Source organism: Buchnera aphidicola (Pemphigus immunis), assembly GCF_964059115.1.
Lineage (GTDB): Bacteria > Pseudomonadota > Gammaproteobacteria > Enterobacterales > Enterobacteriaceae > Buchnera_C > Buchnera_C aphidicola_C.
In genome coordinates this window covers 114,687-129,598 of sequence record NZ_OZ060408.1, presented here as the reverse complement: position 1 = coordinate 129,598, position 14,912 = coordinate 114,687, and the positions used below count along the sequence as shown (strand labels likewise).

Here is a 14,912-nt window from a genome sequence, read left to right as displayed (position 1 = left end):
GTATCAGTTTTATTTAACTGATACCCTTACTAATCCTTAAAAACGACTATCAATAGATTTTGCTAACCGATCAATCAATAACACACTGTCATCCCAACCCAAACACGGATCTGTAATAGATTTCCCATAAACTAAAGATTCGCTATTAACTACCGTTTGACAACCTTCTTCTAAAAAACTTTCAATCATAACACCAACAATAGCTGTAGAACCATTATAAATTTGTTTAGCTATAGATTCTCCTACATCACATTGTCTACGATGTTGTTTTAAACAATTTCCGTGACTAAAATCAACCATTAAATATTCTGGTAAATTAAAATCTTGCAAATGTTTCACAGCTGAAGCAATATCTTCAACATGATAATTTGGTAACATACCACCACGCATAATAATATGACAAAATGGATTACCACTCGTATGATTGATAGTCATTTTCCCATGTTTGTCCGGTGCTAAAAACAAATGTTTTACTTTAGAAGCCCTAATTGCATCTATAGCAATACGAATATTTCCATCAGTACCATTTTTAAAACCTACAGGACAAGATAAAGCAGAAGCCATTTCACGATGAATCTGACTTTCTGTAGTTCTTGCGCCTATAGCTCCCCAACTAATAAGATCCGCTATAAACTGTCCAATTACTATATCTAAAAATTCTGTAGCAGAAGGCATACCTAATCTATTTATATCTAATAACAATTTTCTAGCAATAGATAATCCATGATTAACTCGAAAACTACTATTGAGATCAGGATCAGAAATTAATCCTTTCCATCCAACAACAGTTCTCGGTTTTTCGAAATAAGTCCTCATTACAATTTCGAGACGAGAATAATATTTTTTTCTTAATTCGTTAAGTTTAGAAGCATATTCTACTGCTGCTTCTGGATCATGTACTGAACAAGGTCCTATGATAACCAATAGACGTTTATCTTGACCTGTTATTATTCTTGCAATATTGTTCCTTGTTGTAATAACATTTTCCGTAATTTCCGGAGTAATAATATGACGCTGAGCTAATTCAGCAGGTGTAACTAATGGATCAATTCGTATCGTTCGCAATTCGTCTGTTTTTTTCATTCTTTTCTCTATAAATAATCAGTATTCTAAGAGAATACTAAGATATAATTAGAATTGAAATAAAACTAATTAAATAGTAAATTATTTAATTTAAACTTAAAAATATTTTTTAAAAGTTTTTATTAAAAAATTTTTTAAAAAAGTAACATATCAATATATCTAATATTTATAAATAATATTTTTAAATAAATTTATATTTTTATATAATACTAATAATTAATATATATTTATCTTTAAAATAAAAATATTAAAAAATTTTTGATAAGAAATTTTTTATAAAAATAAAATAATTATATGATATATTGCAATATAATTAAATAATTTATCTTATAGATTTATATTCAAATTATTGAAAATATATTAATATTTTATTCCAATTATTTTTTATTTTAAAAATAATTTTTTATATATATCTCACATAAAAAATCTTATTACTTTTTTTTTTAGATATTTTTTTTATCGGTACATTAGATAATGAATCAGGAGAAGGAATCTCATTCATCCAAGATAATATTAAACGATATGATATTACTAATACTACTGGACCAATAAATAAACCAATCATACCGAAAGCAAGTAATCCTCCAATCACTCCAGATAAAATTAATAAAGTAGGTAAATCAGCACCTATACGTATCAGAATTGGTCGTAAAATATGGTCTAAAATACACAATATACTACTCCAAATTAATAACGCAGTTCCACAAGTTACATTACTATGCCAATAAAGCCAAATAATAGCGGGGACTAAAACTGGTAAAGGACCTAATTGAATTAAACAAAATAAAATAATTAATATCATTAATAAAGAAGCATACGGTATGCCTGATATCGCTAATCCTATACCTCCTAATATTCCTTGTACCAAAGCTGTTACAACCACACCTAATGCAACTGCTCGAATAGCCTGTCCCGCAAGTAATACCACTGTATCTCCTGGTTTAGCTGCTAATCTAAATGCAAAATGACGTATAATATTTCCAACTTGTTCTCCATTCCAGTACAATATCGAACTAAAAATCAACATAAAGATTAAATCAATAACAAAACGACCAAAATTACCTACTTGTATAATAAAAAATTCAGTAGTAATACCCATATAAGGTTGAATTTGAGTAATTAATGCTACTCCTCCTTCATTTAATAACTTATGATAACTTATAAATAACTTCATTCCAATAATAGGTACATCTTGCAACCAATTTAAATTAGGAAGTTGTAAATTACCCGAAGTTAACCAATTCATCAAAGGAATACTATTTTCTATCAAATTATTAACTAAAAAAACAACAGGAACAATAAACAAAAGCAATAAAACAATAGTCATTATAATAACAGCAAAATAACGTTTTCCTCCTAACCAAAATTGTACTTTTAACATAAACGGCCAAGTAGCAATTACAATCATACTTGCCCAAGAAAATCCCAAAACAAATGGACGAATAATCCAAAAACTCATTAATATCATAATAATAAAAAAAATTAATGAAAATATAGCTTGCGGAAAATCTATACTATTCTTGTAATTATACATACTAAATTACACCCCAATAGCTCTTGGATTATTTTAAAACTATTAAAAATTAATACCTCTTATAAAAAGAGATAATATGTACCACATATAAATCAAAATTATATTTTTATATATGTATGCAAAAAAATAAAAAACACTAAACATTTCACATTATATTATTTTTTAAAAAACTCTAAATATACATTTAAGTTTAACAACTATCTTAAAATTTTTAATCTTTGTATAAAAACTTTTTTTGTTTAAACACCAATTTACAAAATGAAAAATAAATCTTAAAATATTCTTAAGATTAATCTACTAAAATTTTAACAAATATATTGTGAAAAATTTAACTCAAATGAACACAATTTATTCTCTTAAAATATATATTTTTATATATATAACATTAAATATAAAAATATTATTAATAAATCTCTAAAAATAAAATAATCTTTATATAAAAAATATATGCACTATAATAATATTATATAATATATCAATTTATTTATCTAAAATAACTAATTATTAATTATTCATAATTAAGGATTCAAAAAATGAAAAACATTACTAAAAAAATAAAAAACAAAAAATTATTTCAAGAAATTACTTTAACAAAAAATGCATCTACACAAATGTTACATTTAATTAATAAAAATCCACAAAACAAAGGAATCAGATTAAATATAAAAAAATCAGGATGTGCTGGATATCGTATTATAATGGAATTGGCTCAAGAAAAAAAAGAAGAAGAAATCGAATTATTTCAAAATGGTACTATTTTATTTGTGTCTAAAAAAATATTAAAAATATTAAAAGGTATGGAAATTGACTTTATAGAAAAAGATTTTAATAAAATATTTCAATTTAAACACAGTAATCAAAAAAATCACTGTGGTTGTGGAGAAAGTTTTGAATTATAAAAATAAAAATTATTAAAAATAAATTATTACGATTGTTATATGCATATATAATTTTACTTATATAAAAATTTTCACCAACATAATAAACAATGATTTTTTTTACCACGACGTAATAAAGTAAATTTTCCAAAAATTTTATCAGAATCCTTAAAAAAATATTTAATATCTCTTTGAACATAATTATTAATATATATTGCATTAGAAGAAATCATATTACGAGCTTGACCACGAGAAGGAGCTAAAATAGAATTGACTAACGCTTGTTGTAAATCTTCATTTCCTAACAATTTAACAAAAGGTATACCATCTTGTTTCAATTGTTTAAAATCAGATAAAATTAAATTATCTAAAGATTGAGAAAATAAAAAAGATGAAATTCTTTTAGCAGCAGATACTCCTTTTTCCCCATGTACTAAACCAGTTATATTATCTGCTAAAATCCTTTTTGGAAAGTAAAAATCATGATTTCTTATACTTTCTTTTTCTATATTTTTAATATCCTCAATAGTTAAAAAAGTAAACATTTTTAATAAATTAAAAACTTCTTCATCTGATCGATTAATCCAAAATTGATAAAACTTATAAGGACTTGTTTTTTTAGGATCTAACCAAATAGTTCCTGTTTCCGTTTTTCCAAATTTAATACCATTATCTTGTATTAATAAAGGTAAAGTTAATCCAAAAACTTTTTTATTAAATAATCGATGAGTTAAAAAAATACCGGAAGCAATATTTCCCCATTGATCTGACCCCCCAATTTGTAAAACTACTGCATATTTTTTATATAATACCGAAAAATCATATGCTTGTAATAAATTATAGGAAAATTCAGTAAAAGATATTCCTTGATTATTAGAAAGAATTCTTCTTTTTACCGATTCTCGATTTATCATCCTATTTACTGAAAAATGTTTTCCAACATCACGTAAAAATTTTAATAAATTAATTTTACCAAACCAATCTTTATTATTGACAATTTCAGCACTATTCGTACCATGATTAAAATCAAGAAAAAAAGAAATTTGTTTAGAAATACATTTTCTCCATAAAATAATATCTTCCACATTATTGAATTTTCTTTCTGTAGTTTTAAAACTAGGATCTCCTATTAAACTTGTTGCCTCACCCAACAAAACAATTGGTTTATGTCCTAATAATTGAAATCTTTTTAAAGAAAGTAAAGGTAAAATATGACCTATATGTAAACTATCGGCAGTAATATCAAATCCGCAATAAAGCACAATAGAACCTCGTAACATACACTTTAATAATCCTTTTTCATCTGTCAACTGTGCTACAGATTTTCTTTCTTTTAACTCATTAATTAATTTTTCATATAACATAAAATCCCCATATTAACATAACGCTATTAAATATAAAATTTTATTTATCACTCTTATTAAAAAAAAATATTGCCGTTAATTAACTCAAAATTTTAAAAACACTTTATTGTTAATCTTGTATAAATACTATTTATTTAAAAAATTAATGTTTATTTAAAATAAATTATTTATAAATTTTACTACTATATATATAAATAAATTAAGATTAACAAAAGAATCTTTTAACTCAATATATATAACCTATAAAAATTATTATGTTTCTTAAATATCAATAGGATCTATATCTAATTTCCATTTTATTTTTCGAAACATAGGAATTATACTTATAAAATCAATACTAAATTGCAACACATTATGTAATTCATTACGAGAAGAACTCTGTAATAATAACTTATGAACATAGTATTTTCCATTTTTAGATTGATAAAAATCAGGACAAGTACCCATCATCCAAATATTTATATTACTTTCTTTTTTATTATTTTTTATAATATCTTGCAGAATTAAAAAAAGATTTTCTATCTTACAAGATTTTTTTATTTTAACATAAATCATAACATGATAAGTAAATGGAGGTAATTTTAAAAACTGTCTTTTTTTTAACAAATTAATGGATAGGTTAGAATAACCTTCTTGTATCAACTGATTTAAATCAGCATCATTAGGATATGTAGTTTGTATTAAAACTTCAAAATATTTAGAATAATTATCCAATAAATTAATAGAATGAGTATAAAATTGAGCAAATCGTTCTATAGAACGAAATGTCATAGACGTAAAATAAGAATCAATTAAAACCATTGCCACTAAAGTTATATTAACAAATAAACGTACACTATAAATATCTTTTTCTCTAATTAATATTATAACTCCTTTTTGCGACATATGCTGCAAAGCATTTTTATTAACATTTTTTTTTAATTTTGTACTTATATAATTAATACACAATACAGGTATATTAGAAAATATTCTTTTAACAGACACTTTCATATTTTCTATACCAAAACTACGAGAAATTAAATCTCCAGATCCACAATTAAAACAAAATAAAGGAACAGAAAACCTAACAAAACAAAATTTACAACATAAATCTTGATAATGTTCATTAAAATAATAATATTCATTACATAAATTACATTTAGCTATCCAATTGCAATGTTTACAGCATAAAACAAAAAAAATACAATTATTATTATTAATAATTAACAATACAGTTTTATTATTATAAATATGTTGATTAATTGAATTAATTAAAGTAATAGATAAGCCTCCTCTTAACTTTTCACTTTTAATATCAATTATTTTCTGTATTATTTTTTTCTTATCTAAAATAACTCGATGTAAATTAACATGTTGACATTTTTTGTTTATAACATTTTTTAACGTTTCTAAAGTAGGCGATACAGATTCTAATACTATGGGAATTTTTTCTTGATAAGCTCTTAAAATTCCTATATCTCTGGCATTATAACACCATCCTTTTTTATTTTTATAAGAAACACTATGTTCTTCATCTATAATAATAATTCCCAATTTAGCTATAGGAATAAAAATAGCTTTCTTAGTACCTATAATCACTGCTGTTTCATTATTTTTTGCCCTAAACCATATTGAAAACTTTTGATAATTAGTCGTACCAGAATAAAATGCATCAATTGGTACATTAAAATAAATTTGAAATAAAGAAATAACCTGATCCACAACATTATCATTTGAAACTAAAATTAATATTTGTAATCCTCTTTCAAGAATTTTTAATACTAAATTAAAATATATTTGTCGTTTTATCGTACTTTTCATACCTGTTAATAACCAAGAAGTAAAATACCTTCCTTTATTTAAAATTCTTTCAATGGTAAGATATTCTTTTTTATTTAATTTTATATCAAAATCTTTTATTAAAAATTTTTTTTTACTATTAGTAAACCAATGAGATGAAATATATACATCACATAAAAATTTATCTTTTAATTTTTTTAAAACATAATTAGATAAATTATATTTTTTAAATTCATTTTGAAAAACTGAATGATGACGCAATACCGACAAAGCATAATGTTGTTTTGGAGTTCTCTTTAAAATACTAATATCTATTTTCTTTCCTTTATTAGTAACTGTCCATTTATACAGTTGTATAGGAAAAATTACTTTCCCTTTTTTTAAAAAAGTAGGCAAAATATGACATAAAATATGTCCTATTGAACAATGATAATAAATAGAAGATAATTTTAACGTTTTCCATAATTTTTGAGTGTAAATAGGAGATTTATCAATAATAGAATAAATAGATCTTAATCTAAATTGTACTGTACCAATTTGATAGTAAAAAGATACTATCATACCTATTACTTTTCGCGTTCCAAATGGGACTGATACACGACTACCAACAATAGGAATTATTTCTTTAGGACAAGTATATTCAAAAAATTTTTTTATTGGTAAAAAAAGTACAACTTGTATAATAAACACAAAGATATCCATATAAAATATATGATTTATGAATCATGGCTATTTTTTAAATAAAATCAAAATATTTTAGCAATTAAATACAAAATTTATATATTAAAAATATAAATAATTTTAATAAAAAGTAAAATACTATTTATTATACTTTATTTTTAAATTCACATAAATGTTTAATAAAACATATTTTACATTTCGGTTTGATAGCAGTACATACATAACGACCATGTTTTACTAACCAACTATGAAAATCTAACATAAAATAAATTGGAACATGATTTAACAACTCTTTTTCTAATTCTTGAACTGTTTTACCTATTGCAAAATTAGTTCTATGAGATACTCGAAAAACATGAGTATCCACAGCAATTGTACTCCAATTAAAAATTAAATTTAATATTACATTTGCTGTTTTTCTTCCTACTCCAGGTAACTTTTCTAAATTTTTACGATCTTTAGGAACTTGACCATCATGTTTCAATAACAGAATAAAACAAGTATTAATAATATTTTTTGCTTTATTATTATATAATCCTATTTTTTTTATATAATGTTTCAATTTATTTATACCAAGAGATAAAATCTTTTCGGGAGTATTAGCTATAAAATATAAATTTTTAGTTACTTTATTAACATTTTCATCTTTAGATTTTGCTGATAAAATTACCGATATTAAACACTCAAATGAAGAAGAAAATACTAATTCTGTACGAAATAACGTATTTGTTTTACTAAAAATTTTCATAATATCATAACGTTTTTTTTTATTCAAAAAAAATATCCTCAATTCAAATATCTTTACAACAATTTTTATAAATTTCACAATTAATATTAATATTTTTTCTATTATCTAAAAAATATTTACATGCTGAAAGTAATGCTAAAATTATAAAACCTCCTGATGGAAATAAACTTAATAAAAGAGTATAATGTTGATCTATCACTTGAACGTAAAAAAAACTAATCCAATTACCAAATAATTTTTCAGAACCATTAAATAACATCCCAGTACCCAATATTTCTCGTACAGATCCCAAAAAAAACATCGCTATACTAGCCCCCACACCAGTATATAAACCATCTAAAAATGAAAAAAAAGGAGTATTTTTTATTGCTACAGAATCAGCTCTTCCCAATACAATACAATTAGTAACTATTAAAGAAATAAAAATACCTAATGAATTATATAAATTAAATGCGCAAGCATGCAATAACATGTCAATACAACTTACCATAGACGAAATAATCATCATATAAATAGGTATTCGTATATCTTTAGATATGAATTTTCTAAAAAATGAAATAGTAGTATTAGTACATACAAGAACCAAAGTGGTAGCAAAACCTAAACTTAATCCATTAATTGCTGTAGAAGTTACTGCTAATACAGGACATAATCCTAAAAATTGCACTAAAGTAGAATTATTTCTCCATACCTTAAAGATTAATAAAGATTTATTTAACTTCATGATTTCTCTCGCAAATGTTACATTGTGATATCATAGATGATATTTTTACCATTGAAACTACTACCTTTTTTATAATATTTACCATTGCTTGAGGAGTAATCGTTGCACCAGTAAACTGATCAATTTGACCACCATACTTTTTTAATTTAAAATTAGAATCCTTTAAACCAAATATATGTTTCCCTGAAAAATGTGTTATCCAATTAGAAACATCAACACTAATTTTATCTCCTATGCCCGGTGTTTCATGATGCTCTATAACTCGTACACCCAGAATGTTGCTATAAATATCAATTCCCAACAAGATTTTAATAAAACCAGAATAACCTTCTCTTGTAGTTATCTCAATAGCTATTGCTTTTATTTTATTATTTTTTTTAGCAATCCATAATCGATGATTAAACGTATCTCCTAAAACTTGATTTTTTATAAAATAACACTCATTTTGAACATTATTATCATATAAATATAAAGGTAAAACATCTGCTAAAATTTTCCTATTGTTCCTTTTCATTTGTAGGTCTATCATATTTTTTGTTAACTCATAAACAATAGAAGTTATACCTGATGTTAAAAAAGCAAAAAAACCAAAAATTAATACTTTTTTAAAAATATTAAGAAACATAATTATTCCTTATTATATCCATATACTTGAGGTACAGTGTAATAATCTATCAACGGTACTGTAATATTAGCTAACAATATTGCAAAAGCAACAGCATCCGGATAACCTCCAAAACTACGAATTAACCAAACTAAAAATCCAATTAATATACCAAAAATAATACGTCCCTTTTTAGTAGTAGGAACAGTCACAGGATCAGTAGCAATAAAAAATGCACCTAACATAGTAGCTCCAGAAAATAAATTAGTTAAAGGTGAAACTAATCTTTCGGAATCATAAAAACAACCTAAAGTAGATAACAAAGTTAAAACTAATAAAAAAAAGAAAGGAATTCTATAACAAATAATATTCATCCACAATAAAAAAATACCTCCTAAAAAATATCCTATATTAATCCATTTCCAAATAAAATTTACTTTAGAAAAATCACATATTAACGAATACCAATATCTAGAATTTGTATTTTGTATATTTTTATTTTTTAAATAAATATTCGTTTTGAACGAATCTAAAGGTGTAGCTTGAGTCAAGTTATTATTTCTTTTAATTGACTCTACAATTATATCTTTAGAATAATTATAGTTATAAAAAATAATACTTATAGTTTTTCTTAAACTAGGAGGATTCAATGATTGATCATAAGGTACTTTAAAACTCGTCATAAAAACAGGAGAAGATATTAATAAAAACACATAACCAGCCATAGCAGGGTTAAATAAATTTTGACCTAAACCTCCATATAATTGTTTAACTATAACTATAGAAAAAAACGTACCAATTATATTTAACCAAAACGGTAAAAAAGGAGGAAGACTAATACCAAATAAAACAGCGGTAACAATCGCTGAATAATCCGTTAAAATATTTTTAACCAATTTTCTTCTGATTATTAAAATCAACAATTCTGACAAAACCGCAGTAATGATCGCTATCAATATTTGTAATATTATCCCGTATCCACAATAATAAAACTGAATAGTAATTCCTGGAATACATGCTATTACTACACAAAACATCATCTGTTTAGTACTATATTTTTGATATATATCATTAAAATTTATCATTGAATAATGTTCTATTTTTATATCAATATTTTATATATATATTATTAAAATAATTAATGTATACATATTTATATTTCTATTATTTAATATTTAATCTTAACCCATTTTTTTTATTCTTTACTCTTTCAATAGCATCAAGAATACTTTTTTTTCTTGCTTCTTGTTCTTTTTTCAAAATAGATTTTTTTATCAAATCTTCTTTAAAAATATTTTCAAATGCATCATTTTTTTTAGAATTAGCAGCAGAATCAAAAAATATATTTTTTTTTGATATTATTTTTTTACTATTTAGTCTAAATTGTTTTTTTTGAAATCTATCTTTTGCTTCTTTAGATTTTATTTTAAAAATCTCTATTTCTTTTAATATACGTTTCTCTTTTTTAAAATAATTGAGTAGTGGAATATTACTAGGACATACTTGTTCGCATATTCCACATTCAATACAATCTTTAATTTTATATTCTTTTGTTTTATCATGATTCAAACCTTTAGAATACCAATAAAGCTGTTGAGGTAATAACTTCATTGGACATCCATTAGAACATTTACCGCAACGAATACAAGATTGTTCTAATTCTTTTTTTTTGATTTCATCATCAGAAGGTATTAAAATACAATTTGTACTTTTTAATACAGGAGTCTGAATATTAGAAATTACAGAACCCATTAATGGTCCACCTATTATTACTAATTTATTTTTTAAATTAAAATAATTAAGATGAATCAATAAATCACTAATAGATACACCAAACCTCACCCACATATTACCAGAATATGTAAGAGCCTTTCCCGTTATAGTAACTACACGACTAATCAACGGTTCTCCTTCTATAATAGCTTTTTTTACAGCATACACAGTACCAACATTATACATTACTATTCCCAAATTAGTCGCATGTCCATTATGAGGAATCTCTTTACCAGTTAAAATTTTAATTAACTGTTTACTACTACCTGAAGGATATTTTTGTTTTATAAAACGTAACTTAAAACCAGGATAATTTAATACTTCTTTTTTTATTTTTATAAAAAAATCATCTTGATCATCTGCTATCGCAATAATTACGTTTTTTACTCTTAATATCCATTGAATAATTTCACATCCTTTTAAAACATCAGATATATAATTTTCCATTAACCATCTGTCAGCTGTAATATAAGGTTCACTTTCTAAAGAATTAATTATTAAAGTATCTATATTATTATGAAGAGCTATACGTAATTTACGAGTAGTAGAGAACTGAGCTCCTCCTAAACCAACTATTCCATTTTTATAAATTAATTTAATGATATTTTCACGCTTTATTTTTTTATAATGATGTATAGGAAATAACTTTGTACTAATATCTTTTCCATCTGCAATTAAAAAAAAATCTATTCTATATTTATTTAAAATAAGATCATATAAATATCTCTTTATATCAATAATTTTCCCTGAAGTAGGAGCATGTATAGGAACTATATGTTTATTTCCTTCAACTAATAATTGTCCTTTAAAAACATAATCTCCTATCTGTACTCTTAATTGAACCTTTTCAAAAGTATAAAAATTTAGATAAACGACAAATTGATCTCCTGGTAATATTATTTTCTCTGGTAATGTTTTTATGTTTTTTTTCATAAATAGAAAATCTATTCCACCATGGAAATCTTGTTTCTTTTTTTTAAAAAAAAAAATAACTACCTTATTTATTTTAAAATATAAAATAGAAAAAAAATTAAAAATCGATTTTTTCAAACCTATTAAACAATTTTTTATTTTCATGAACAATACTTTTAGTATGAATACAATCAAGGGGACAAACGGGTATACATAAATTACAACCTGTACAAAAATCAGTTAACACAGTATGCATTAAATTTAATGAACCTATTATTGCATCTACCGGACAAATTTCACGACATTTAGCACAACCAACGCAATTTTGTTCATCAATAAACACTACTGTAGGAATAATCTTTACTGGTAAAAAATTTGTATTATATTCAGTAGTATCTATATTTAACAAATTTTGCAATTTTAAAAATACATCTTTACCACCTGGAAGACATTTATTAATTTTTTCTTTATTTTTAAAAATAGCTTTTGCATAAGGTAAACAACCTGGATATCCACATTGACCACATTGACTCTGTGGTAAAATATCTTCTATTTTATCTACAATAGAATGTTGTTTTATTTTATATTTATAAGAAAAATAGTATAAAATTAATCCCAATATTATACTAAAAAAACTAAAAATAAAAATAATACTAATTATATGTGTTATCAAAATTTTATTAAACCATTAAATCCCATAAATGACATCGACATTAATCCAGCAGTAACTAACGCAATAGGTGACCCTTTAAACGGTAAAGGTACATCAGCCAAAAAAATACGTTCTCTCATACTCGAAAATAATATCATTACCAATGAAAAACCAATAGAAGAACTAAATCCGTATATAACTGCTGGAATAAAACTATAATTTAACTTTAAATTTAATAAAGGAATAGCTAAAACAACACAATTGGTAGTAATTAAAGGTAAAAATATACCTAATAATCTATAAAAGTAAAAACTCAATTTTTTAATTATAATTTCTATAACTTGCACACTAACCGAAATAATTAACATATACATTATAATACGAAGATATACCATATTATATGGTACTAAAATATAATAGTTTACCAACCAAGAAAACATTACAGAAATAGTAATAACAAAAGTAGTAGCCAAACTAATTCCTATTGCTGATTCAATTCTTTTTGACGCTCCAATAAAAGGACAAATACCTAAAAATTGCACTAAAATAAAATTATTTATCAATATATTACTAATAAACATTACACAGTAATCTATCATATTAAACTCAAAAATGAATAATATTTTGAAAAGTAAATAAACAAATTTTTATATTAAATGTTCCTAACATTAAGAATGTTATACTATTAATAATACCAATATTATTTTTTATTAATAATAAATTACTAATTTATATTTTTTTATAATCTTATATTATAAAATATTATTTTTATAATACGTAATGCCATATAAATTTAGGAACACAACCTAAATCAAATAATTGACCACCAGAAGCTAATTCAGCTCTACGATGATCAGCTGCCCTATACATATTGATTAATTCATGATCATTTAATAAAGAATAATTAAGATGATCAAAAAGTTTTTCAAGACTTTTTAAAGAATTAACACGACGAAATTTTAATAAATAATCTTGTGTTGTCATAATTTTTAAAATAATCAAAAAATAAAAGAAATGTACACGCAAATAATATATAAAATATATTAAATACATCAAATATGTTTAATCAAACTAACAGCCAAAATTTTTAAATATTTTTCAAATATATAAAAATATATTAATTTTTAATATTGATCAAATTTAAAATATTAAATTTTATTTAATTGTTTGAATAAATTTAATTCAAAAAATTAAAATCGTTTATACTTTATACATAAACAATATCTATCATTTTTTTATTTTATGTAATCAATACCAATAACAATCAAATATAATATATATATTAAATAATTTTATTTAAATATTTATTGTTAAAAATTAACATTAATTTCAATTCAAATTAAAAATAATTAATAATAAAAAACTTAATATTATTATTTTTTTTAAAAAATTACTTATTTAATATTTTCTCTGAATTATCTATTAACAATTTTGTATAATAATCAACTTCAATATTAACGGTATCACCTATTTTTTTATTTCCTAACGTTGTTAACAATATTGTTTCTGGAATTAAATGTACATAAAATGTATTATTAACTACCTTTCCTATAGTTAAACTCACTCCATCAACAGAAATAAATCCTTTATGCAATATATATTTCATAATATATTTTTTATTTATATAAAAACATATTACTCTATTTTTTTTAGATAAAAAAATATCTGTAATAATAGCTGTAGTAATTACATGTCCAGATATTATATGTCCTCCTATTTCATCTCCAAATTTCGCAGATCTTTCGATATTAATATTATCGCCCAATTTTAATAAAGAAAAATTAGTACAATCTATAGTTTCTTTAATAACATCAAAAAAAACAATATTATTTTTAATGTATTTAACAGTTAAACAACAACCATTATTTGCTACTGAATCTCCTGTTTTTAATTTTTTTAACAAAAATATGTTAAATTTGATACCATACGTAAAAAAAACACTATTTCCTTCAATACTGGAAACTGTCGCAATACCATTAATAATGCCAGTAAACATATAATAATATCAATCCTAATTTAAAATAAAGATATTTACTATTTTTTAAAAAATAAAATTTAATAATATATCGAAATTTATTTTTACTATCAGTCAATATTTTTAATTAAAATTAATTTTTTATTGATAAATTATTTTAACTAATTTTTATTATTTAATAATAAAAAATATCATATAAAAATTT

The 14,912-nt window shown here is 23.0% G+C and carries 14 protein-coding genes; 1 reads left to right on the top strand and 13 read right to left on the bottom strand.

The features are described 5' to 3' along the window. Positions 1–36: 36 nt before the first annotated feature. Together AB4W77_RS00590 and ydiK are read right to left on the bottom strand one after the other, a co-directional pair. Positions 37–1,083 (bottom strand): 3-deoxy-7-phosphoheptulonate synthase, encoded by a 1,047-nt coding sequence (locus AB4W77_RS00590; RefSeq protein ID WP_367681544.1) that lies wholly within the window; start codon positions 1,081–1,083, stop codon positions 37–39. Positions 1,084–1,486: 403 nt separating this feature from the next. Then, on the bottom strand, positions 1,487–2,617 hold the full coding sequence (gene ydiK, locus AB4W77_RS00585) for an AI-2E family transporter YdiK (RefSeq protein ID WP_367681543.1): 1,131 nt from the start codon (positions 2,615–2,617) through the stop codon (positions 1,487–1,489). A gap of 533 nt (positions 2,618–3,150) precedes the next feature. Here ydiK and AB4W77_RS00580 point away from each other — a divergent pair. Beyond that, positions 3,151–3,516, top strand: coding sequence for a HesB/IscA family protein (locus AB4W77_RS00580; RefSeq protein ID WP_367681542.1), 366 nt, complete (start codon positions 3,151–3,153; stop codon positions 3,514–3,516). A gap of 71 nt (positions 3,517–3,587) precedes the next feature. Here the strand turns inward: AB4W77_RS00580 and tyrS are convergent, their stop codons facing one another. The 11 genes from tyrS to AB4W77_RS00525 form a co-directional block, all read right to left on the bottom strand. After that, positions 3,588–4,859: a tyrosine--tRNA ligase gene (gene tyrS, locus AB4W77_RS00575; protein WP_367681541.1), complete on the bottom strand. Its 1,272-nt coding sequence runs from the start codon at positions 4,857–4,859 to the stop codon at positions 3,588–3,590. A 261-nt stretch (positions 4,860–5,120) separates the two neighbouring features. Continuing rightward, positions 5,121–7,328, bottom strand: coding sequence for a primosomal protein N' (priA, locus tag AB4W77_RS00570; RefSeq protein ID WP_367681540.1), 2,208 nt, complete (start codon positions 7,326–7,328; stop codon positions 5,121–5,123). A 136-nt stretch (positions 7,329–7,464) separates the two neighbouring features. Beyond that, complete coding sequence (gene nth / locus AB4W77_RS00565; protein WP_367681539.1) at positions 7,465–8,094, bottom strand: endonuclease III; 630 nt, start codon at positions 8,092–8,094, stop codon at positions 7,465–7,467. Positions 8,095–8,110: 16 nt separating this feature from the next. Next, positions 8,111–8,791, bottom strand: coding sequence for an electron transport complex subunit E (locus AB4W77_RS00560; RefSeq protein ID WP_367681538.1), 681 nt, complete (start codon positions 8,789–8,791; stop codon positions 8,111–8,113). Beyond that, complete coding sequence (gene rsxG / locus AB4W77_RS00555; protein WP_367681537.1) at positions 8,778–9,416, bottom strand: electron transport complex subunit RsxG; 639 nt, start codon at positions 9,414–9,416, stop codon at positions 8,778–8,780. Before rsxG ends, AB4W77_RS00560 begins: the two co-directional genes overlap by 14 nt. A gap of 2 nt (positions 9,417–9,418) precedes the next feature. After that, on the bottom strand, positions 9,419–10,480 hold the full coding sequence (rsxD, locus tag AB4W77_RS00550) for an electron transport complex subunit RsxD (protein WP_367681536.1): 1,062 nt from the start codon (positions 10,478–10,480) through the stop codon (positions 9,419–9,421). A 79-nt stretch (positions 10,481–10,559) separates the two neighbouring features. After that, positions 10,560–12,245, bottom strand: a complete 1,686-nt coding sequence (rsxC, locus tag AB4W77_RS00545) for an electron transport complex subunit RsxC (protein WP_367681535.1) — start codon at positions 12,243–12,245, stop codon at positions 10,560–10,562. After that, entirely contained in the window at positions 12,199–12,741 is a 543-nt protein-coding gene (gene rsxB, locus AB4W77_RS00540) for an electron transport complex subunit RsxB (RefSeq protein WP_367681667.1), read from the bottom strand. The genes rsxC and rsxB overlap by 47 nt, the downstream gene beginning before the upstream one ends. An 8-nt stretch (positions 12,742–12,749) precedes the next feature. Continuing rightward, entirely contained in the window at positions 12,750–13,331 is a 582-nt protein-coding gene (rsxA, locus tag AB4W77_RS00535; RefSeq protein ID WP_367681534.1) for an electron transport complex subunit RsxA, read from the bottom strand. A 169-nt stretch (positions 13,332–13,500) separates the two neighbouring features. After that, complete coding sequence (gene ydgT / locus AB4W77_RS00530) at positions 13,501–13,716, bottom strand: transcription modulator YdgT (RefSeq protein ID WP_265197114.1); 216 nt, start codon at positions 13,714–13,716, stop codon at positions 13,501–13,503. Positions 13,717–14,122: 406 nt separating this feature from the next. Further along, positions 14,123–14,728 carry a riboflavin synthase subunit alpha gene (locus AB4W77_RS00525; protein ID WP_367681533.1) on the bottom strand — a complete coding sequence of 202 codons (606 nt, stop codon included), beginning with the start codon at positions 14,726–14,728 and terminating at the stop codon, positions 14,123–14,125. Positions 14,729–14,912: the final 184 nt, after the last annotated feature.

What these genes read in the sequence shown, in the direction of transcription:
- AB4W77_RS00590 (WP_367681544.1), bottom strand. Translation starts at nt 1,083, where the DNA reads ATGAAAAAAACAGACGAATTGCGAACGATACGAATTGATCCATTAGTT.
- ydiK (WP_367681543.1), bottom strand. Translation starts at nt 2,617, where the DNA reads ATGTATAATTACAAGAATAGTATAGATTTTCCGCAAGCTATATTTTCA.
- AB4W77_RS00580 (WP_367681542.1), top strand. Translation starts at nt 3,151, where the DNA reads ATGAAAAACATTACTAAAAAAATAAAAAACAAAAAATTATTTCAAGAA.
- tyrS (WP_367681541.1), bottom strand. Translation starts at nt 4,859, where the DNA reads ATGTTATATGAAAAATTAATTAATGAGTTAAAAGAAAGAAAATCTGTA.
- AB4W77_RS00560 (WP_367681538.1), bottom strand. Translation starts at nt 8,791, where the DNA reads ATGAAGTTAAATAAATCTTTATTAATCTTTAAGGTATGGAGAAATAAT.
- rsxG (WP_367681537.1), bottom strand. Translation starts at nt 9,416, where the DNA reads ATGTTTCTTAATATTTTTAAAAAAGTATTAATTTTTGGTTTTTTTGCT.
- rsxD (WP_367681536.1), bottom strand. Translation starts at nt 10,480, where the DNA reads ATGATAAATTTTAATGATATATATCAAAAATATAGTACTAAACAGATG.
- rsxC (WP_367681535.1), bottom strand. Translation starts at nt 12,245, where the DNA reads ATGAAAATAAAAAATTGTTTAATAGGTTTGAAAAAATCGATTTTTAAT.
- rsxA (WP_367681534.1), bottom strand. Translation starts at nt 13,331, where the DNA reads ATGATAGATTACTGTGTAATGTTTATTAGTAATATATTGATAAATAAT.
- ydgT (WP_265197114.1), bottom strand. Translation starts at nt 13,716, where the DNA reads ATGACAACACAAGATTATTTATTAAAATTTCGTCGTGTTAATTCTTTA.
- AB4W77_RS00525 (WP_367681533.1), bottom strand. Translation starts at nt 14,728, where the DNA reads ATGTTTACTGGCATTATTAATGGTATTGCGACAGTTTCCAGTATTGAA.